Below are 20,442 nucleotides of genomic sequence, written 5' to 3'. Positions count from 1 at the left end.
GTTCGGCTGGAGACGCAGGCAGACGGCGAGGCGCCGCCCACCGGGATGGTGGGCGGCGCCTCGCCGTCCTTTCCGGATCCCTAGCCGCAGTACGCGTCCCCCGCCGGCCGCTCCCCCGTCTTCAGGAACGTCGTCACGGCCGCGTTCCCGCAGGCGTTGCCGTTGCCCAGGTACATGCCGTGGCCGCCCTTGTCGACGGTGACCAGCCGGGCGCGGGCGCCGAGGGCCTCGCGCATCCTGAGGCCGCTCGCGTACGGCGTGGACGGGTCGCGGAGGCTCTGGATCATGAGGATGTTGGAGGGGCCCCGGTCGGTGATGCGGGTCGGCTTCTCGGCAGGGGGCTGCCAGAAGGAGCAGGGGGTCATGTTGACCGGCATACCCGCCGTCAGCGGGTGACGGGCGCGGTCGACGGCCACGGCGCGTTCGTGCGCGCGGACCGATCGGGGCCACTTCACGTCGTTGCAGATCACGGCGACGCTGAGCGCCGCGTCCGAGTCCGGCATCGCGGCGGAGGACTGTGCGGGAAGGACGGGGATGCTCTTCGGGTCCTGGGCCGACCTGACCAGCTCCGCGAAGGGCGCGAACGCGGTGTCGGAGTAGAGGGCGTTCTGCAGCGACTGCCGGAGAATGTTCCCCGTCAGCGGGGTGCCCGGTGTCGTCGAGTCCTTCGGCTCGTGGTCCAGGCGGGCCGCGAGGTCGAGTATCAACGGGCGTACGTCCGAGGAGTGCTCGGCCAGGCGCAGCTCCCCCCGCGCCGGGTCGGCCGCCCACGTCGCGAAGTCCGGGAAGCGGTCCTCCGCGCCCTTCGCCATGTCCGCGAGCCAGCCCCGCGCGACCCGCTCCGGGTTCGGGTCGGCGCTGCTGTCCAGGACCCAACGGTCCGTGCGGTGCGGGTACTTCGTCGCGTACACCGCCCCTACGTACGTCCCGTACGACACCCCCCACGCGGAGAGCTTCTCCTCCCCGAGCGCCTGCCGGAACCGGTCCAAGTCACGGGCCTGGTTCGCCGTGGTGAAGCTGCGCAGCCGCTCGCCGCCGTTGCGCAGGCAGGCCTCGGCGGTCCGCCGGGACCGTGCGACGTTCTCGTCGATCGACCCGTCGGCGGCCGGCCAGGACCGCAGGGTCACCATCCGCCGGTCCTCCGGGTCGAGCCCGCAGTTCGCCGTCGAACTCCCGCCGACCCCGCGCGGGTCGAACGCCACCAGGTCGTACGTCCCGTCCAGCACGTCGACCAGCGCCGGGCCCTTCTGCGAGAGCCGCTGCACCCCGGAGCCGCCGGGCCCGCCCGGAATCACGACGAGCGTCCCGCGCCGCGCCTCGGGCCGCTCGCTCCGTATCCGGGAGACGGCCAGGGAGAGCTGGGGCCCGGCCGGCTTGGCGTAGTCCTGCGGTACGGAGAGGGTGGCGCACTCCTGGCCGAGGCCGGCCGGTCCGCAGGGCTCCCAGGAGAGGCCGGGCAGGGCGGCCGCCGACGCGGTGGCGCCGGGGGCCACGGTGAGGGTGGCCGCGACGGCGGCGGCCGAGAGGGCGAGAACCAGGCTGGTGCGTCCGTAAGTCGTCATGGGTGCAGCCTCTTCGATCAGGCGCGCATGCCCCATCCGGCCGGCAGGCGGACCGGAGGTGGGGTCAACCCCACCTGCCAGCGGGGGACTTCAGGGCAGTCGCCCGTCACGGTTGATCGCCCGCACCCGGGCCCGGAGCACGTCCCCGGGCGGTGCGGGACTGAGCAGCTCGTCCGGACACTCCCACTCCCGCCCACCACCAGGCGGCCGCAGCTGCACCCAGGGCCCTACGCACCCCATGACCCGCCCGATCCGCCCGTCACGGGTGTCCACGACGTACGCCCCGATGTTCACCGACGGACCCCATTCAGGACGGCCGCGAGCCGCAACGCGGTGTCGAGGTTGCACCGCCCGAGCTCGACCAGCGGATACCCCTCTCCGGTCCCGGCCATCGTGAGCGGATCGACACCGAGGGAGGGCAAGGTGACACCGAGAGCACCGAACTCACCCTTGAGCTGAGTGACGGCTTCCTGAACGGCTTGCAGACGCTCAAGCGAGGTGGGCATTTTAGGGGCCTTTCCACTGCGCGTATCGGTTTCGACTCCACCGAGTGTCCGGATGGAGAAGACTGGGGAACAGTGGTGCCGCCCCAACAACCCCAGATGTGCGAGCGGGAGTTGAAGCCCATGACCGACCAGCGGAAGCCGGACCCCACCACCTCGCCCAGGGCGATAATCGGCGCGGAACTGCGCCACGCGCGGGAACGGAAGGGCCTGAGCCAGGAGGCACTGGGCGAGCTGCTCTTCGTGAGCGGCTCGTACATCGGCCAGATGGAGGCGGGCACGAGACGGATCCGGCCGGAGATCGCGTCCCAACTGGACGAGGTGTTGGGGACGGGCGGCTTCTTCGCGCGGAACTGCAAGGCGGCGAACAGGTCCAGGTACCCGGACCACTTCGCGGAGGCGGCGGAGGCGGAAGCGATGGCGAAAGCCATCAAGGAGTTCGCGCCCCTGCTGATCCCGGGCCTGATGCAGACACCGGCATACGCGAGGGAGGTCTTCCGCGCCTACCAGCCCACGGCACTGGACGAGAAGATCGACGAGTTGGTGGCGGCGAGGCTGGACCGTGGCCACCTGCTGGACGACCCAACAAAGCCGTTGTTGTGGGTGGTGCTGGGCGAGGCGGTGCTGAGACAGGAAGTGGGCGGTCCGGCGGTGATGGCGGAGGCGTTACGGCATGTGGCGCGCCTAGTGAGGCGGCACAGGGTGATCGTGCAGGTGCTGCCGTTCAAGGCTGGCGCATACGGCCCGATGACGGGCTCGCTGAAGCTGAGGTCCTTCGAAGACGCCCCGCCCCTCGTCTACCTCCAGGGGCTGGGCACCGGCCGCCTTGAGGACGACCCGGCCACCGTCATGCGTCATACACTCACCTACGATCTGCTCGGGGCCGCAGCGCTACCACCTCGCGAATCCCTGGCCCTGATCGAATCCGTGGCGGAGGATTACGCCCATGAAGATCAACAGCTCTGAGTACGACCTGAGCTCGGCCGTCTGGTTCAAATCCAGTTTCAGTGATGCCAGCGGCGGCGACTGCGTCGAGGTCGCCACCTGGCGCAAGTCCTCGTACAGCGGTGGCGACGGCGGTGACTGCCTGGAGGTCTCCGACGACCACCCCGGCATCGTCCCCGTCCGTGACTCCAAGAACCCGGACGGCCCGAAGCTCGCGTTTCGGACCGCCGCCTGGGCCACGTTCATCGAGGGCGTCACCGAACCCCGCTGAGTGAAGCAAGTCGGGGGCCAGCCGGGGCACGCCGCCGACGCGTACCCCCGGCTGGTCTCTGACGCCCCCGGTGCTGACCACCCCCGTGAGTCTCTGGCGGGGCCGCCCTCTCTCCGAGTGTGGCGGGTTCCACCGGCGCCTCAAGGGCGCTCCCTACGGTCGCGTCGCTCCGCGATGGCCTACGGCCACCCTTGACCCGCCGCCTCCACCCGCCCTTTCACACTCGGAGGGCGGCCCGGGGGCGTGGCCACGCGGGCAGGCCGGGCATCGCTCCGGTGGCGGGGCGGCCTGCGGCCCGGTGGGGTGGGGGCCCGGGCATCGCTCCGGCCGGACGGATTCCTCACTCCCGGTGAGTGGGGGCTCGGTTCGAGGCGGGGGTGCGGAAGTTGGTGCCGGTCGGCTCGGGGTGCGCGGCAGCGGGATGGGGCGGTGACGGCACCGGCTCGGCGACGGACGGCCGTCGTCGGGCCGAGGCTCATGCCCCGCTGGTATCCGCCCGGCGGGAGTGCACCACACTCACGTGTCCCGACCTCCCAACAGCAAGGATCACGGTGGAAACGACGGCGCGGCACCCCCGGAAGCGCGCACGCGGCCTTGTACTGGCGGCGGTACTCCTCTGCCTGGCCGAGGTGGCGGGCTGGTGGTGCAGCCGGGACGGCGGCCTGGTTCTGGTGGCGAAGGTGTTCCATCACCCGTTGCTCTTCGGCGTGTTGGTCGTGGGATTGCTGACGGCGGCCGTGTTTGTGGGGGTACGCAACCTGCTCGTCCGCATCCTCGCCGGCGTCGCGGCCGGGCTCGCGCTTCTCGCGGCGTTCCCCTTCTTCCTCTTGGCTTCCCTCCCCGAGGAGACCTCGGACAGAACGGCCCCCGGCCGCCCCGACCGGCACCTCGTGATCGAAGAGGGATCGGCGATGATCGACCCGCTCTGGTGGGTCTACGTCGACGAGGGCTGGGGCCCGACCCAGCGCCGCTGGAAGGTGGGTTACTTCAACGGCGACGACTACACCAACGGCCTGTACGAAGCGTCCTGGGCGGGCCCCGACCGGATACGCCTGGTCACCGGCGACCCCGAAGACGAGACGCAGGTCCATCTCATCGACCTCGACCCCGAGACCGGCAGACCGCTGCGCACGCTGTCGATGGGCTAGCAGCAGACGCGCGACCTCAACCCCACCCAACTCCCGCCCTTGGCGCCGAATCATCCCCTTTGCCCGCAATGCCCGTCGCGTTACCGAGGGTACGTCGCACTTAAGAACACCGAGGCACGCCAGGCGCCAGGTCATCCCCACCACCCACCGGACAGTGACCAGCGGGGCATGAGTCCCAGCCGCCCACCCACCGTCACACGCCGAGCCGGTGCCGGGCCGCCCCATTCAACTGCCGCGCATCACTGACCCGTCAGCCGCCCACGAACCCGACGCCCCCCACGGCCTCCCCGCGTGGCCACGCCCCCCGGCCGCCCTCCCTCGTACGAAACCGGCGACCGGAGGCGGTGGGTCAAGGGTGGAGCACAGCGGAATCGGCGAAGCCGACGCGACCGCAGGGAGCGCCCTTGACGCACCGCCGGAGGTCGCCACACTCAAAACGAGGGCGGCCGAACCAGAAGCCCGCGACAGCCCCAACCCCAACCGCCCCAGAAACCCGAAGGTGCCCCCCGCCGCCCCGAAGCTCAAGTTCCGAGCTTCGAGCGCTGTTCTACGGAATGGGTACGGGTCTGGTTACAACCCGCCCGCCCACCCCCGGAGTTGACTCTCCGCGAGCAATTTGCCACCCAGCGTCATATGCCTCTACGGTGAGTGAACACGTGAATAAGAACGGCCCCCGCAAGGTGCTACCAACACCTGCGAGGGCCTCACCAACCAGATCGATACACCTGAGGTTCGATCCATGGCTGACGCCGAGTTTAGTCCTGAGCCCCACCCCCTCGCCAACCCCGGTTACGGCAAGCGCTCCGCCCCGTACGAACGCCCGTGTACGGAAGCGGACTTCGCACACCTCCGCCCCCGCGAAGCCGCCATCGCCGCCTACATCGAGCGACTGCCCGACGGCAGCGACATCTCGGTGAAGACGCTGGCCAAGCACCTCCCCTACGGCCAGTGCGCGATGCGCACCGCCCTCACCCGCATCACACGGGCCGGGCACCTGCGCCGTGGCCGCGAGTGCCTCGACGGCCTCTGGATCACCCGAACGTGGTGGACTCGTACAGCACGTGACGACGCCTGGTGGTCGGCCTTCCAGCGCGGCGACGTCCCGAAGGAGAAGCCCACCCGCTCCCGCGCGTACATCCTCCTCGCCGCCCTCGGCCGTACGGACTCCGCGATGTCCCTGTCCCACGCCGAGTGCCGGGCCCTCGCGCCCCTGGTCGACGAGTGGTTCACCCGGGACGCCACCGAGGGCGACGTCACGCGCGCCCTCACCATCGGCCTCCCGACCCCCGTCCACCACCCGGCGGCCCTCGCCCGCAGGCGCCTGACGACGAAACTCCCACCGGAACCGATCCGCCGCGAGCGACCACCCCTCCGCCTCCTGGAGTGCGCCAAGTGCGGCGCTCCTGCCTACGCCGACCTCCTCCGGGAGGGCGAATGCGGCCCCTGCCAAGGCGAACCAGCACCCGCGCCCTCCCCCACCCCGATCCTCCCCGCCGCCCGCGTCCGCGCCCACGCGGCGGCCATCCGCGCCCGCGATGTCACCCGAGAAGGGACCCACACATGACGGTTCAGCCCCGAACTCGCGCTGTACCCGGAGCAGGGCCTGACGACCAAGACCTACCGAGGGGACCGCGCCCGCCCGGACGGATGCCTCGCTCCGGTCGGGTACTTCGCCGGTCACGGTGAGTGGGGCGACCCCTCCGGCGTTCTGATGACCGTCGAGGTCACCTCCCGCGATTCCGACACGCACCGCCACGACCGCGTCGAGAAGCGCGACGGCTACGCCGCCGCCGGCATCCCCGTGCACCTTCTCGTCGACCGCGACCGCGACACCCTCACCGTCTTCACCGGCCCGGAAGACGGCACCTACCACCAGCAGGCGTCCTACCCCTTCGGCGCCACCGTCCCCCTCCCCGGCCCCGTGGACATCACCCTCGACACCGAGAAGCTCAAGGACTACGCCCACTGAGCTGTCAGTTCCGTCCAGCTGAGCCCAACTCAGCGCAGCTCAGCCCAGCTCAGCCCCCGACGCGACCACGACCCCGTACAGGTCCCCGATCGTCGCGAGGGCGCTGTGGTGGAGCTGCTCGGCGGAGACCCCGGCGACCACCGTCCGCAGGGGGCGCGTCGCGCAGGCGTCGGCGACGACGGTGGGGCGGTTCCCGCGCAGGAACGCGCCCTCGGCGGTGAACGTCACGCACATGTGGGTCATGAACCCGGCGACGACGACGTCCTTGTGACCGGCAGCGTCCACGTGCTTGCCCAGGTCGGTGTTCACGAACGCGTTCGGGACCTGCTTCACGACGACGGCCTCGCCCTCGATCGGCGCGACGCTCGGGTGGATCTCGCCGATCTCGGCCCGGATGTCGTACGGGGTGCCCTCGCCGCCGTCGTTGACGACGTGGATCACGGTCGCGCCCGCCTCCCTGGCCCGCCCGAGGAGCGCGGCGGCCGCGTCGAGCGCGGGCTGCCAGCCGGCCAGCTCCATCACGCCGCGCGTGTAGGTGTTCTGGTAATCGACGAGGATCAGCGTCGCGTCGGCGAGCGACGCGGGCGTCTCGTCGAAACCGTTCAGCTCACGCAGTGTCGTGGAGGCGCTGGTGGACGCGGTCGTACCCATGGAAGTAACCCCTCGTTCGGCGGTTTTCGCTACGTCTGAAACGCTATGGCCGACCACGACACGTCGGCAATGTCAGCCGACTTGCAGATACAGACATCGCCGCGATGGCATCGAGAAGGAGCCCGAGCCCGATGGAAGAACGCCTCGTCGTCATCGTCCTCTTCGAAGGCGTCGACCTCCTCGACGTCACCGGACCCCCCGAGGTCTTCTCGCTCCTGCGCCGCGAGACCGACGACGCGTCCGGCTACCGCGTCCTCCTGGCAGCCGAGACCATGGACCCCGTCACCACCTCGGCCGGGGTACGGATCCTCCCCGACCTCACCTTCGACGAGGCCGCCGCGCTGAGCATCGACACCCTCCTCGTCCCGGGCTCCGTCGAGGTGGAGGCCGAGGCCGACGGCCGACGCCGCGTCCACGCCCTCGCCGACCCCGCGATCGTCGACCGGGTACGGACCCTCGCCGGACGGACACGGCGCGTCACCTCCGTCTGCGTCGGCGCGCACATCCTCGCCGCCGCCGGGCTGCTCGACGGCAAGCGCGCCACCACGCACTGGTCGACCGCGCGGCAGCTCGCCGCCGAGCATCCGCTGGTCGAGGTCGACGCCGACCCGATCTTCATCCGCGAGGGCGACGTGTGGACCGGCGCGGGGATCAGCGCCTGCCTCGACCTGTCGCTCGCCCTCGTCGCGGAGGACTTCGGCGAGACCGTCGCGCTGCGCGTCGCCCGCCAGCTGGTCATGTACCTCAAACGCCCCAGCGGGCAGAGCCAGTTCAGCGTCCCGCTCGAACCGGTCTCCACGACCCGGCGCGTCGAGGACCTCCGCCACCACATCACCCGGCACCTCGCCGAACCCCTCACGGTCGACGACCTCGCCGCGTACGCCCACGTCAGCAGCCGTCAGCTCACCCGGATCTTCAAGGAGGAACTCGGCGTCACCCCCGGCGTCTACATCGAGGCCGCCCGCGTCGAGCGCGCCCGCGCCACCCTCGAAACGACGGACGACACCCTCGAACGGATCGCGTCCACCTGCGGTTTCGGTACGACGGACACCCTGATCCGGGCGTTCTGCCGCCGACTCGACACGACCCCGACCGAATACCGCCGCCGCTTCCGTACGGACCCCGGAGGAGTCCCCAGGGCCCCTAGGGACCCTAGGGCCCCTAGGGGTGCATCCGCGCGCCCTTGAGCACCTTGTCGACCGCGTTGCGCGGCCCGTACACGGCGAGCCCCACCACATCGAGGCCGTCCGTCGGCACCGCCCGCACCGCCGCGCGGTTGTCCCGGTCGTTGCCGGTGGCGAACAGATCGGCGGTGAAGACCGCGCGGGGCAGCGAGCGCGACAGCACCCGCGTGTGCGCGGCGGTCAGCGTCTCCTTCGACCCCTCGAAGACGAGGACGGGCTGCCGGAACATCGGCAGGTAGGGGATGTCGTCGCCGTCGGCGTACGGCTCCCCGATGACCTCGGGGAGTTCGGTGCCGAGGCCGCTGACCAGGAACGCGGTGACGTTCAGCCGCTGCCAGCTCTCCAGGTCCTCGCGCAGCAGCACGGCGATCTTGGTGTCGAACCGGACGGGCGGGTTCGTGTGGGTGTTCATGCCCTGAGACTGCCCGCCGCCCCCGGGCCCGTTCTTGTACGTTCTTGGCATGGTGGCGCGTCAGTCGGTGTCCGCGTGGCGCCCCGGCGTCCCGGGGGTCGTGGAGGTCTTCCACGCCCACTTCACCGAGCATGCCTACCCGATGCACGTCCACGACGCGTGGACGCTGCTCATCGTCGACGACGGCGCGGTCCGCTACGACCTGGACCGCCGCGAGCACGGCACCCCGCACGACACGGTGTCACTGCTCCCACCCGAGGTCCCGCACAACGGCTCGCCCGCCACCGCGCACGGCTTCCGCAAACGGGTGCTCTATCTGGACCTGACCCAGCTGGACGAGAGCTTCATCGGCCCTGCGGTGGACGGCCCCGACCTCGCCGACCCCCTGCTGCGCGCGCGGGTGGCCCAGCTGCACGCGGCCCTTGCGCACCCGGGCGAGGAGCTGGAGGCCGAGAGCCGCCTCGCCCTGATCGCCGAACGCCTCCGCACCCACCTCCGCCCCCGCATCACCCCCACCACCGCCCCCACCACCGCCCCCGTCGGTACGAACGCCGCACGGGGCGTCGCGCACACCCTGCGGGAGCTCCTCGACGCACGGCTGCGCGACGGCATCGCCCTCGCCGAGGCCGCGACGCTCGTCCACGCCCACCCCACCCACCTGGTACGCGCGTTCACCACGGCCTTCGGTATCGCCCCGCACCAGTACGTGACGTCCCGTCGCATCGCCGAGGCGCGCCGCCTCCTCCTCGCCGGCCACCCCCTCGCGGAGGTGGCCACGGCGACGGGCTTCTACGACCAGTCCCACCTGACCCGCCACTTCAGACGCCACGTGGGAACCACACCCGGGCGCTTCGCTCAGAAACCGCCCGCGCAGCTGAAGCCACCGCTGTGGCCACCGCTGTACCCGCCCGAGCCGCTCGTCCCACTCCCGCCCACGCTCCAGCGTGAGGAGGAGGGCGGCGGGGGTGGCGGCGGGGGCTCCGTGAGCGTGCGGTAGTTCTCGTGGAACAGCTCCTGCCACCAGTTCCGGAACGCGACGCCCACCTCCCGCCGCGCCTCCCGCAACGCGGCGCGGTCCCACACCACATCAGGCAGGTTCAGGTCCAGGAGCGCCCGCCGCAGACCCGCCAGGTCGACGCGCGGGAGGTCCTCCGCACGGGCCTCGGCCGGCAGCCCGGCGCCGCGGACGTCGTGCCGGAAGACGTGCACCGTGCGCCGGCCGCCCTCGGCGTCCACCACGCACCAGCCCCAGACCGCCCGCTCGGCGAGCCGCGCCCGCCGCTCGCGCTCCTCCGCCTCAAGACGCTCCCGCTCACGGACCTCCGCCGCCGCCCTCTCCTGCTCGGCCAGGACCGCCCCACGGATCTCCTCGCCGACCGGCGCGTACGCCGCGAAGGCCTCCCGGAGCGCCCGCTCGTATCGCTCCCGGGACTCCTCCCAGGCGTCGAGGGCGCGCCGCAGGGCCAACGGCCTCCGCCGCGGGAGGGCGACGATCCGGGCGTGGGCGGCGCGGAGTTCGGCGCTGACGGCGTCCACGGTCCTGGTGTGGACGACGGCGGCCTTCACCCAGCGGCGGCACTCCTCCTCGGTGCACGGGACGAGCGCCCCCGAGGCGTCGCGGGGCCCCGGGGTCCGTACGGAGAAGAACGGGCCGTCGTATCTCCTGGTCAGGAGGTAGTCGGGGAAGTGCTCGAAGACGCGCACCTTCCCCTCGACCCGTACGACCTGCTCCTCGCCGCCCTGACGGCCTGACAGCTCCCAGTAGTGGGAGAGGTGCGGTAATTCCGAGCGACGCATCGGCTCCACCCCCGCGGGTCGGTTCCCCCATGTCCCCTACCCAGAGCCGCCCGCCCGCACCCGCCCGTACATCACCATGTCCCGTCGCTCGCCCGCCACTTCCTGCCAGGACCGCAGCAGCCCCTCCCGTGCGAACCCGGCCCGCTCGGCCGTCCTCGCCGAGGCCGCGTTCCAGGGTTCGACGAGCAACTGCAGGCGCGGGATGCCCAGTTCGCCCTGGGCCCAGGTGCTCACCGCCGTCAGCGCGGCCGCGGCGGCGCCCTCGCCGCGGCAGGAGGGGGCGATCCAGTAGCCGAGGGTCGCGCGGCCCTCCGGGAGGTCGCGGAGCCAGAGGCCGATCGTGCCCGCCGGTCGCTCGTCGCGGCGGCGGACGACCACGAAGGAGTAGCCGGCGCCCGTCTCCGCACGGCTCCGTTGCCGCCGTACGAACGCCTCGCCCTCGCCGTCCGAGTACACCGGCGGGACCGTGGTGGTCAGCGGGATGTACGGGTCGGTCGACGCCTCCTCCACGAGCGGCAGGTCCGCCCGCTCCCACGCGCGCAGCTCGTACGGTCCCGCGGCGAGCCGCGGCACGACCAGGCTCACATCATCTCCAGGTACACCGCGAGACGGTCGTACTCCTCCTTGATGCCGGCCTCCATGCCGGTCGCGAGGGCCTGGTCGCGGATCTCCGTCGACGGCCAGATCGACGTGCTCGTGAGCGCCGTGCCACCGTCAGGGGTGTCGTCGAAGGTGAGGGTGACGTGGACCGGCGGGCCCGGCATGAGCTCGAAGACCTCGGTGTAGACGAGGCGCTCGTTCGGGAGGATCTCCTCGTACGTGCCGGAGAAGACGATCTCCCGGCCGTCGGGCGCCTTCTGGCCCCAGCGCCACGCGCCGCCGACCCGGAGGTCGATGTCGCAGACGGTCGTGGGCATCGCGGCCACGCCGTACCACTGCCGGACGTGCTCGGGCCTGGTCCAGGCCTCCCAGACGCGGGCGGGCGGGGCGTCGAAGGTGCGGGTGATCACCAGTTCGCGGTCGGTCGGTGTCGTCAGCAGCGTGATCATGGATCGCTCCCGCCTTCCGTGGGCCGGTGGCGGCGGCCTTCCGTGGCCCGTGCCGCCCCCACCCCACCAGCATCACCCCGAACGCCCGAGGGCGGCACCCCCAACAGGGAGTGCCGCCCTCGGTCGCGTACAGGTGTACAGCGAGGAACTACCGATCCAGAAGGATCAGAAGTCCATGTCACCGCCCGGCATGCCGCCCGGAGCGGCCGCGCCGGCCTTCTCGGGCTTGTCGGCGATGACGGCCTCGGTGGTCAGGAACAGCGCGGCGATGGAGGCCGCGTTCTGCAGCGCGGAACGCGTCACCTTCGCCGGGTCGATGATGCCCTCGGCGATGAGGTCCACGTACTCGTTGGTCGCGGCGTTCAGGCCGTGGCCGACGGGCAGGTTGCGGACCTTCTCCGCCACGACGCCACCCTCGAGGCCGGCGTTGACGGCGATCTGCTTCAGCGGGGCCTCGAGGGCCAGCTTCACGATCGCGGCACCGGTGGCCTCGTCGCCCGACAGGTCCGCCTCGAGCTTCTCGAAGACGTTGGAGGCCTGGAGCAGGGCCACGCCACCACCGGCGACGATGCCCTCCTCGACGGCCGCCTTCGCGTTGCGAACGGCGTCCTCGATGCGGTGCTTGCGCTCCTTGAGCTCGACCTCGGTCGCGGCACCGGCCTTGATGACCGCAACACCGCCGGCGAGCTTCGCCAGGCGCTCCTGCAGCTTCTCGCGGTCGTAGTCGCTGTCCGAGTTCTCGATCTCGGCGCGGATCTGGTTGACGCGACCGGCGACCTGGTCGCTGTCACCGGCACCGTCGACGATCGTGGTCTCGTCCTTGGTGATGACGACCTTGCGGGCGCGGCCCAGCAGGTCCAGGCCCGCGTTCTCGAGCTTGAGGCCGACCTCCTCGGAGATGACCGTGCCGCCCGTGAGGATGGCGATGTCGTTCAGCATGGCCTTGCGACGGTCGCCGAAGCCCGGGGCCTTGACCGCGACGGACTTGAAGGTGCCGCGGATCTTGTTGACGACCAGGGTCGACAGGGCCTCGCCCTCGACGTCCTCAGCGATGATCAGCAGCGGCTTGCCCGACTGCATGACCTTCTCCAGGAGCGGGAGCAGGTCCTTCACCGAAGAGATCTTGGAGTTGACGATCAGGAGGTACGGGTCGTCCAGGGACGCCTCCATACGCTCCATGTCGGTGGCGAAGTACGCCGAGATGTAGCCCTTGTCGAAGCGCATACCCTCGGTGAGCTCCAGCTCCAGACCGAAGGTCTGGGACTCCTCGACGGTGATGACGCCTTCCTTGCCGACCTTGTCCATCGCCTCGGCGATGAGCTCGCCGATCTGGGTGTCGGCGGCGGAGATGGAGGCCGTGGAAGCGATCTGCTCCTTGGTCTCGACATCCTTCGCCTGCTCCAGCAGGGCGCCGGAGACGGCCTCGACGGCCTTCTCGATGCCGCGCTTGAGGGCCATCGGGTTGGCGCCGGCCGCCACGTTGCGCAGGCCCTCGCGGACGAGCGCCTGGGCGAGGACGGTCGCGGTGGTCGTACCGTCACCGGCGACGTCGTCCGTCTTCTTGGCGACTTCCTTGACCAGCTCGGCGCCGATCTTCTCGTACGGGTCCTCGAGCTCGATCTCCTTGGCGATGGACACACCATCGTTGGTGATCGTGGGGGCGCCCCACTTCTTCTCGAGGACGACGTTACGGCCCTTGGGGCCAAGGGTGACCTTGACGGCGTCGGCGAGCTGGTTCATCCCGCGCTCGAGACCGCGCCGTGCCTCCTCGTCGAACGCGATGATCTTGGCCATGTGAAGTGGTCCTCCCGGACATGGGGTGGATAACGCTCCAGGACCGCGCCGACGCCCGCGACGGACGGCCTGCGTGCCCTGTGGTTCCTTGCCCCACCTGGCCGCGGACCTCGTCTGCCCGATCCTCGTAAGCACTCTCACCTTCAGAGTGCTAACGCCAATGATTAGCACTCGGCCCATGCGAGTGCAAGCGACTCCCACAGATCGAGAGACGACCCCGGCGCACCCGCGCACCCGCCCGCACACGCACGAGGGGTCCGCATCCCGGTCAGGATGCGGACCCCTCGGCGTGAGAACGCGTGAGTGCGTACGTGGTGGCCGATCGCGCCGTGCTCAGACGGCGAGCTTGACCATGTCCGCCTGCGGACCCTTCTGGCCCTGCGAGATCTCGAACTCGACCCGCTGACCCTCTTCGAGGGTGCGGTATCCGTCCATCTGGATCGCGCTGTAGTGGACGAATACATCCGCACCACCGTCGACCGCGATGAAGCCGTAGCCCTTCTCCGCGTTGAACCACTTGACGGTGCCCTGAGCCATGCCTAACTCCCCTATTACTGGCCCTTGCGCGGGACCGCACTTCGCGGACCCGGGTCAGACCCTGCGCCGGAACGCGTCGACCGCGGCTGAATGTATCTGCCCAACTGCCCTCTGCAACAGGTCAATCGGACGAGAATTCTGGGCACGGCGTAAAGGAGAATTCCGGAGAATTGATTGATTTCCGGGGCAAGTCGGGCCCGGCAAAACGCGCAGAAGGTACACATCGTTCGCGCACTTTGGCTGCTTCTTGTCGCGTGCGGACGCATTCTCATATGCGCCTGGCACGGAGCGGCGGAGTGGAGCCGGGGGGACTTCCCCAACTCTACCGCGTTCAACCATGCAGAATTGCCCCCTCCGCTTCTTCGGCGGGAGGGGGCAATTCGGTTACTCCGGGTAAAGCGAGCGGACGGAGACGGGCTCAGCAGCCGCCCGCGACCGCCGGGATGATCGAGACGCCCGCGCCGTCCGGCGTCGCCGTCTCCAGGCCCTGCTCGAAGCGGACGTCGTCGTCGTTCACGTAGACGTTCACGAAGCGGCGCAGCTTGCCCTGGTCGTCCAGGACGCGGGCGGCGATGCCCGCGTGGTTCTTCTCCAGGTCGGAGATGACCTCGGACAGGGTCGCGCCCTCCGCCGGAACCTCGGCCTGGCCGCCCGTGTAGGTACGGAGGATGGTGGGGATACGGACCTTGACGCTCATGTGGTGCTGCCTTCCGTGACGAGGGTGGTCAGTGGGCCAGGCCGGCGTCGCGGAACGCGTCCAGGCTCGGCTTGATGGTGGCGGTCGCCTGAGAGGTGTCGGCGACGGCGTCCAGGGTCTTGAGCCCGTCGCCCGTGTTGAGCACGACGGTGGTCAGGCTCGGGTCGATGAGGCCGGCCTCGATCAGCTTCTTCGTGACGCCGACCGTCACCCCGCCCGCCGTCTCGGCGAAGATGCCCTCGGTCCTGGCCAGGACCTTGATCGCCTCGACGACCTGCTCGTCGTTCACGTCCTCCACCGCGCCGCCCGTGCGGCGCGCGATGTCGAGGACGTACGGGCCGTCGGCCGGGTTGCCGATGGCGAGCGACTTGGCGATGGTGTTCGGCTTCTGGGGCCGTACGACGTCGTGACCGGCCTTGAAGGCCACCGACACCGGCGAGCAGCCCTCGGCCTGGGCGCCGAAGATCTTGTACGGCTTGTCCTCGACCAGGCCCAGCTTGATGAGCTCCTGCAGACCCTTGTCGATCTTGGTGAGCTGCGAGCCGGAGGCGATCGGGATCACCAGCTGGTCGGGCAGGACCCAGCCCAGCTGCTCGCAGATCTCGTACGCGAGCGTCTTGGAACCCTCGCCGTAGTACGGGCGCAGGTTGACGTTGACGAAGCCCCAGCCCTCGCCCAGCGGGTCGCCGATGAGCTCGGAGCAGAAGCGGTTGACGTCGTCGTAGTTGCCCTCGATGCCGACCAGCTCGCCGCCGTAGACGGCGGCCATGACGACCTTGCCCTGCTCCAGGTCGTGCGGGATGAACACGCAGGAGCGGAAGCCGGCGCGGGCGGCCGCGGCGCCGACGGCGCCGGCCAGGTTGCCGGTGGAGGAGCAGGAGAGGGTGGTGAAGCCGAAGGCGCGGGCGGCCTCGAGGGCCTGGGCGACGACGCGGTCCTTGAAGGAGTGCGTCGGGTTGCCGGAGTCGTCCTTGACGAAGAGCTTGCCGGGCTCGACGCCGAGCTCGCGGGCGAGGTTGTCGGCCTGGACGAGCTTGGTCCAGCCCGGGTTCAGGTTCGGCTTCTCGGCGACGTCGGCCGGGACGGGCAGCAGCGGGGCGTAGCGCCAGATGTTGGCGGGGCCGGCCTCGATCTGCTTGCGCAGCGCCTCGGGGTCACCGACGGGAAGGTCGTACGCGACTTCGAGAGGGCCGAAACACAGCTCGCACGCGAAGATGGGACCGAGAGGGAACTTCTCTCCGCATTCACGACAGGAAAGTCCGGAAGCCGGACCGAGGTCAACGGTCGATGCGGTGGTGGAAACAGTCTGTACAGCCATGGAGGCGAGGCCCTTTCTCCTCATCTTTCCCATGACGAACGTCGCCATGAGACGGATTTGGCACCTTCCCTAGCCGGGAGCCTCGCTGGCGCGACATGTCGCGGACGAGACCGACTGGAGGGTTGCCGGGGCTTCAACGGGCCGTTTCCCTCTGCCCCTCTGGATGAGCGGTATTCGGTTGTAGGACGCGGGTGGCACCCCGACATGCATCGGGCATCCGCGTTGTTCAAGACTGTAACCGAAGGCCTGGACGGTTGAGATGGTCGTCCGAACCGCGAGATGGAGATCACGTGCTGGAGGAAGTGGAGCGCTGGCTGGGCCGGCGGTCCTGGTCCGTGGCGGACCGTTCGCTCGACCGCGTCCTGGCGGCGAAGCACGGGACGACGGTCAGCGTCGTGCTGCCCGCGCTCGACGAGGAGGCGACGGTCGGGGACATCGTCACCGTGATCCGCCGGGAGCTGATGACGGCCGAGGTCCCGCTCGTCGACGAGCTGGTGGTGATCGACTCCGGCTCCACCGACCGTACGGCGGAGGTGGCGGCGGCGGCCGGGGCGCGGGTGGTGGCGCGGGACGCGATCCTGCCCCGGATACCGGCCGTGCCCGGCAAGGGCGAGGTGCTGTGGCGGTCGCTGATGGTGACCGAGGGTGACATCGTGTGCTTCGTCGACGCGGACCTGCGGGACTTCTCCGCGGACTTCGTCACGGGGATCGTCGGCCCGCTGCTCACCGACCCCGACGTGGACTTCGTGAAGGCGATGTACGACCGCCCGCTCGGCGACACCCCTGGTCAGGGCGGTCGGGTTACGGAGCTGGTGGCGCGGCCGCTGCTCAATCTGCACTGGCCGCAGCTGGCCGGATTCGTCCAGCCGCTGGGCGGCGAGTACGCGGCGCGCCGCTCGCTGCTCGAACGGCTGCCGTTCCCCGTCGGTTACGGAGTGGAGCTGGGCCTGCTCGTGGACGCGCTGCACACGGTCGGCCTCGACGCCCTCGCGCAGGTGGACGTCGGGGTCCGCAAGCACCGCCACCAGGACGGGCGGGCGCTGGGCCGGATGGCGGCGGCGATCTACCGGACGGCGCAGCTGCGGCTCTCCCGGGGCCATCTGGTGCGGCCCCGGCTCACGCAGTTCGAGCGTGGCGAGGCGGGCTTCACGCCTCGGACGTACGCGGTGGACACGGAGGAACGGCCGCCGATGGTCGAGATCGCGGAGTACGCACACCGCCGCGTGGCGTAACGCCGAATGATTGTGTTTTTGCCTAAATTTCCGTTTCATGCGGTTCAAAAATCGGATGACCATGTCGCTGGCGGCGCTCGCTCTCGCCGCCGGCTCGCTCGGCTCGCTCTCGCTCTCGCTCCTGCTCGCCGCGGCCGGCCCGGCCGCGGCGGACGTGGTGGAGCCCTTCGGCAAGCGCTACGACGAGTCGCTCTACGGCGACTTCACGACCATCGGCAACACGGTCATGGGCTGCCCCACCGCCCCCGCCGACCTGGCCGCCCGCTGTGCCACCGCGGCCGCAGGACAGGGCAACGACAACAACAACACCTTCGTCATGCGGCGGATCAACTCCGCCTCCATGACCGCCGGTTACGGCTCCAGCACCGGCCACGTCGCGATCCCGGCCGGCGCGCGGGTCGCGTACGCCCGGCTCTTCTGGGGCGGCAACGACGGCACGTACAAGGGGCCGAGCGGGGCGCAGCTGAAGCGCTGCGACATCTCCGGCGCCGACGTCGTGACCTCGCCGGGGGACCACGCCACGACCGCGCCGCGCATCAGGGTGGGGGCGGGGGCCGAGACGGCGGTCTCGATCGACAGCATGGTGACCGACCCGCCGGACACCAGCGGCCCGCACTACTACACGGGCGAGTCTGACGTCACGGCCGCCTTCGCGGGCGTGACCGGCACGGACGCGCAGGTCGCGGTCGGCGACATCTGGGCGCCGGACGGAAAGGGCTGCGTGGCGGGCTGGTCCCTGACGGTGGTCTACGCGTTCCCGGGGCCCGAGCCGACCTTCGCGCCGGACCGCCGCAACGTCTACGTCTACGGCGGGCACGTCCTCCAGCGGTCCACCTCCCCCGCGACGACGATCACCGTCGACGGCTTCCACCGCACGACGGGCAAGGCGCGGGCGAGCGTGACGGCGTACGAGGGCGACCGGAACACACCGGGCGACACGTTCCTCGTCGACGGCAAGAACGTCACCGAGACCCACACGGGCAACACCGACAACTTCTTCATCAGCGAGGACGACGGCGCCGTCTCGCCCAGGCTGACGAACAACCTGTCCGTCGACGCGAAGGCCTTCGACATCCCGGACGGCGCGATCCCGGTGGGCGCGCGCTCGGCGGAGCTGACCTTCACGACGACCGGCGACACGTACGTACCCTCCGCACTCGCCTTCTCCGTGCCGGTCCCGGACCTGGAGGTCACCAAGACGGCGAGCCCGAAGAAGGTGAAGCCGGGCGACACCGTCACGTACACGGTCACGGCGAAGAACATCAGCCGGCTGGACCATCCGAACGCCAAGTTCAGCGACGACCTGACCGGCAACCTGGACGACGCCGACTACCGGGGCGACGCCAAGGCGACCATCGGCAAGGTCACGTACGACGCGCCGAAGATCGGCTACGTAGGTGACATCCCGGCCGGGAAGACGGCGACGATCACGTACTCGGTGAAGGTCCACGACCCGGTGCGCGGCGACGGCAGGCTCCGCAACAGCGTCGAGGTCGAGTCCCCCCGCTCGAACTGCGGGGAGGGCAGCGAGGACCCGGCCTGCGCGGTGGCTCCGGTCGTCGACCCGCCGAAGCCGAGCCCGACCCCGAAGCCCACCCCGAAGCCGACCCCGAAGCCGACCCCGAGCGACCCGGTGGACCCCTCGCCGTCCCCGACCCCGACGGAGTCGGAGGCCGTGCCGGCGCCCGCGCCCACCACCCAGCAGCCGCGCCCGAACCCGCACGGCCCCGGCGGCTCCATGGCCGAGACCGGCTCCAGCGGCGAGCGGCTCTGGCTGCTCGGCGGCCTGGCCCTGGCCCTGGCCGCGACCGGTCTGGTGGCGAAGGCCGCCCTGCGCGGCCACCGCGACCACTGAGGCGAGGATTCGCCAGAGTCGTATACGTACGTTTGAGCGTTTACGTCACGGGCTAGGTTCGCCACATGGCTTCTGTGCTCGTGGCGTCCAACCGGGGTCCTGTCTCGTACGCCCTCGCCGCCGACGGCACTCTCGGTGCCCGGCGCGGCGGGGGCGGTCTCGTCTCCGGACTGAGCGCGGTCTCCTCCGAGGACAGCGTGTGGGTGTGCGCCGCCCTCGGGGACGGCGACCGCGAGGCGGTCAGGCGCGGAGTGTCCGAGCCGGGCGTGCGCATGCTGGACATCGATCCGAAGGTGTACGCCGACGCGTACAACGGCATCGCGAACTCGGTGCTGTGGTTCCTCCACCACCATCTGTACGAGATCCCGCGCGAGCCCGTCTTCGACGCGGCGTTCCGCCGCCGCTGGGAGTCGTACCGCGCCTACAACCGGGCCTTCGCCGAGGAGCTGGCCGCCCAGGCGGACGAGGGCGCGGCGGTCCTGGTGCAGGACTACCACCTGGCCCTGGTCCCGGGGCAGCTGCGCGAGCTCCGGCCCGACCTGCGGATCGGCCACTTCACGCACACCCCGTGGGCGCTTCCGGAGTACATGCGGATGCTGCCGGAGGACGTCCGCGAGGAGCTGCTCTGGGGGATGCTCGGCGCGGACGAGCTGGGTTTCCACACCTGGGGATGGGCGCAGGCGTTCATCACGGGCGCCCACATCCACGGCCCGGACGGCGAGGCCGACGGGTTCTGGCGGAGCGACGACCCCTGGCGCGGGGTGGAGCACCGCAGGGCCGGCGGCGAGCCCAGGCGCACCCGGGTGCACGTCTTCCCGCTGGGCGTGGACGGCGACGACCTCCGTGCGCTCGCCCACACCCCCGAGGTCGACGACCGGCTCGCCGCGCTGCGGGCCGAGGTCGGCGACCGGAAGACGATCGTGCGGGTGGACCGCACGGAGCTGTCGAAGAACATCGTGCGCGGCCTGCTGGCGTACCGGGAGCTGCTCCAGGAGCGCCCGGAGTGGCGGGGCGGAGTCGTCCACCTGGCCTCGGCGTACCCCTCCCGCCAGGACCTGGAGGTCTACCGCGCCTACACGGCGTCGGTCGCGGAGCTGGCCGAGGAGATCAACACGGAGTTCGGCACGGACGACTGGCAGCCGGTGCTGCTTTCGGTACGGGACGACTTCCCGCGCTCGCTCGCCGCGTACCGCCTCGCGGACGTGGCGCTGATCAACCCGGTCCGCGACGGGATGAACCTGGTCGCGAAGGAGATCCCGGTGGTCTCGGAGGCCGGCTGCGCGCTGGTGCTCTCGACGGGCGCCGGGGCGTACGAGGAGCTGCGCGAGGACGCCGTGACGGTCAACCCGTACGACGTCTCGGAGACCGCGCGCGCCCTGCACCGGGCCCTGACGATGCCCGCCGCCGAGCGCGCGGACCGTTCGAAGCGCCTGGCGGCCGCCGCGACGGCCCTGCCGCCGCAGCGCTGGTTCCTGGAACAGCTGGAGGCCCTGCGGGCCGTACGCGGGGAGCAGTAGC

General features: G+C 70.8%; 21 protein-coding genes and 1 riboswitch. Of the genes, 10 read left to right on the top strand and 11 right to left on the bottom strand.

The window, feature by feature from the left end:
- Positions 1-80 precede the first annotated feature (80 nt).
- The 3 genes from ACGFYP_RS15830 to ACGFYP_RS15820 form a co-directional block, all read right to left on the bottom strand.
- A complete protein-coding gene (locus ACGFYP_RS15830; protein WP_393492816.1) occupies positions 81-1,562 on the bottom strand; it encodes an alpha/beta hydrolase in 1,482 nt (493 codons plus the stop codon).
- 90 nt (positions 1,563-1,652) lie between these two features.
- Positions 1,653-1,856, bottom strand: coding sequence for a hypothetical protein (locus ACGFYP_RS15825; RefSeq protein ID WP_393493499.1), 204 nt, complete (start codon positions 1,854-1,856; stop codon positions 1,653-1,655).
- Positions 1,853-2,068: a hypothetical protein gene (locus tag ACGFYP_RS15820; RefSeq protein WP_393492812.1), complete on the bottom strand. Its 216-nt coding sequence runs from the start codon at positions 2,066-2,068 to the stop codon at positions 1,853-1,855. The genes ACGFYP_RS15825 and ACGFYP_RS15820 overlap by 4 nt, the downstream gene beginning before the upstream one ends.
- A gap of 120 nt (positions 2,069-2,188) precedes the next feature.
- Between ACGFYP_RS15820 and ACGFYP_RS15815 the strand changes: the two genes are divergently transcribed.
- From ACGFYP_RS15815 to ACGFYP_RS15795, 5 genes are all read left to right on the top strand, one after another.
- Positions 2,189-3,031, top strand: a complete 843-nt coding sequence (locus ACGFYP_RS15815) for a helix-turn-helix domain-containing protein (protein WP_393492809.1) — start codon at positions 2,189-2,191, stop codon at positions 3,029-3,031.
- Complete coding sequence (locus tag ACGFYP_RS15810) at positions 3,012-3,281, top strand: DUF397 domain-containing protein (protein ID WP_393492806.1); 270 nt, start codon at positions 3,012-3,014, stop codon at positions 3,279-3,281. Before ACGFYP_RS15815 ends, ACGFYP_RS15810 begins: the two co-directional genes overlap by 20 nt.
- Before the next feature lie 551 nt (positions 3,282-3,832).
- A complete protein-coding gene (locus ACGFYP_RS15805; RefSeq protein ID WP_393492803.1) occupies positions 3,833-4,429 on the top strand; it encodes a hypothetical protein in 597 nt (198 codons plus the stop codon).
- Positions 4,430-5,168: 739 nt separating this feature from the next.
- Positions 5,169-5,993: a hypothetical protein gene (locus tag ACGFYP_RS15800; protein WP_393492800.1), complete on the top strand. Its 825-nt coding sequence runs from the start codon at positions 5,169-5,171 to the stop codon at positions 5,991-5,993.
- 21 nt (positions 5,994-6,014) lie between these two features.
- Positions 6,015-6,398, top strand: coding sequence for a Uma2 family endonuclease (locus ACGFYP_RS15795; protein WP_393493467.1), 384 nt, complete (start codon positions 6,015-6,017; stop codon positions 6,396-6,398).
- Positions 6,399-6,437: 39 nt separating this feature from the next.
- On the opposite strand, the gene ACGFYP_RS15790 is transcribed toward ACGFYP_RS15795, so the two are convergent.
- Entirely contained in the window at positions 6,438-7,049 is a 612-nt protein-coding gene (locus tag ACGFYP_RS15790; protein WP_393492797.1) for a cysteine hydrolase family protein, read from the bottom strand.
- A gap of 131 nt (positions 7,050-7,180) precedes the next feature.
- Here ACGFYP_RS15790 and ACGFYP_RS15785 point away from each other — a divergent pair, with 131 nt between their 5' ends.
- On the top strand, positions 7,181-8,236 hold the full coding sequence (locus ACGFYP_RS15785) for a GlxA family transcriptional regulator (RefSeq protein ID WP_393492794.1): 1,056 nt from the start codon (positions 7,181-7,183) through the stop codon (positions 8,234-8,236).
- On the opposite strand, the gene ACGFYP_RS15780 is transcribed toward ACGFYP_RS15785, so the two are convergent.
- Positions 8,211-8,645 carry a DUF2000 family protein gene (locus tag ACGFYP_RS15780; protein WP_393492791.1) on the bottom strand — a complete coding sequence of 145 codons (435 nt, stop codon included), beginning with the start codon at positions 8,643-8,645 and terminating at the stop codon, positions 8,211-8,213. The two genes, ACGFYP_RS15785 and ACGFYP_RS15780, sit on opposite strands and share 26 nt — an antisense overlap.
- Before the next feature lie 49 nt (positions 8,646-8,694).
- On the opposite strand from ACGFYP_RS15780, the gene ACGFYP_RS15775 reads away from it, so the two are divergent.
- Entirely contained in the window at positions 8,695-9,642 is a 948-nt protein-coding gene (locus ACGFYP_RS15775; RefSeq protein WP_393492788.1) for an AraC family transcriptional regulator, read from the top strand.
- 836 nt (positions 9,643-10,478) lie between these two features.
- Here the strand turns inward: ACGFYP_RS15775 and ACGFYP_RS15770 are convergent.
- The 6 genes from ACGFYP_RS15770 to thrC all read right to left on the bottom strand — a co-directional run bounded on the left by ACGFYP_RS15770 (position 10,479) and on the right by thrC (position 15,861).
- Positions 10,479-11,027 carry a GNAT family N-acetyltransferase gene (locus tag ACGFYP_RS15770; RefSeq protein ID WP_393492785.1) on the bottom strand — a complete coding sequence of 183 codons (549 nt, stop codon included), beginning with the start codon at positions 11,025-11,027 and terminating at the stop codon, positions 10,479-10,481.
- Positions 11,024-11,491, bottom strand: coding sequence for an SRPBCC family protein (locus ACGFYP_RS15765; protein WP_361960527.1), 468 nt, complete (start codon positions 11,489-11,491; stop codon positions 11,024-11,026). Before ACGFYP_RS15765 ends, ACGFYP_RS15770 begins: the two co-directional genes overlap by 4 nt.
- Positions 11,492-11,656: 165 nt before the next feature.
- Positions 11,657-13,285: a chaperonin GroEL gene (gene groL / locus ACGFYP_RS15760; RefSeq protein ID WP_393492781.1), complete on the bottom strand. Its 1,629-nt coding sequence runs from the start codon at positions 13,283-13,285 to the stop codon at positions 11,657-11,659.
- A gap of 333 nt (positions 13,286-13,618) precedes the next feature.
- On the bottom strand, positions 13,619-13,822 hold the full coding sequence (locus tag ACGFYP_RS15755) for a cold-shock protein (RefSeq protein WP_005315736.1): 204 nt from the start codon (positions 13,820-13,822) through the stop codon (positions 13,619-13,621).
- A 418-nt stretch (positions 13,823-14,240) separates the two neighbouring features.
- Positions 14,241-14,519 carry a MoaD/ThiS family protein gene (locus ACGFYP_RS15750; protein ID WP_361960523.1) on the bottom strand — a complete coding sequence of 93 codons (279 nt, stop codon included), beginning with the start codon at positions 14,517-14,519 and terminating at the stop codon, positions 14,241-14,243.
- Positions 14,520-14,547: 28 nt separating this feature from the next.
- A complete protein-coding gene (gene thrC, locus ACGFYP_RS15745) occupies positions 14,548-15,861 on the bottom strand; it encodes a threonine synthase (protein ID WP_393493464.1) in 1,314 nt (437 codons plus the stop codon).
- Positions 15,855-16,007, bottom strand: a riboswitch (SAM riboswitch). It overlaps the preceding gene by 7 nt.
- Before the next feature lie 120 nt (positions 16,008-16,127).
- Here thrC and ACGFYP_RS15740 point away from each other — a divergent pair.
- From ACGFYP_RS15740 to ACGFYP_RS15730, 3 genes are all read left to right on the top strand, one after another.
- Positions 16,128-17,069: a glucosyl-3-phosphoglycerate synthase gene (locus ACGFYP_RS15740; protein ID WP_393492777.1), complete on the top strand. Its 942-nt coding sequence runs from the start codon at positions 16,128-16,130 to the stop codon at positions 17,067-17,069.
- Between the two features lie 55 nt (positions 17,070-17,124).
- Entirely contained in the window at positions 17,125-18,924 is a 1,800-nt protein-coding gene (locus ACGFYP_RS15735) for a hypothetical protein (RefSeq protein WP_393492775.1), read from the top strand.
- Between the two features lie 65 nt (positions 18,925-18,989).
- Positions 18,990-20,441 carry a trehalose-6-phosphate synthase gene (locus ACGFYP_RS15730; RefSeq protein WP_393492772.1) on the top strand — a complete coding sequence of 484 codons (1,452 nt, stop codon included), beginning with the start codon at positions 18,990-18,992 and terminating at the stop codon, positions 20,439-20,441.
- The last annotated feature ends 1 nt before the right edge of the window (position 20,442 follow it).

The organism is Streptomyces sp. NPDC048370 (assembly GCF_043200825.1).
Classification (GTDB): Bacteria; Actinomycetota; Actinomycetes; order Streptomycetales; family Streptomycetaceae; genus Streptomyces.
Note: the sequence above shows the minus strand (reverse complement) of the source record. Positions and strands in the feature narration are given on the sequence as shown.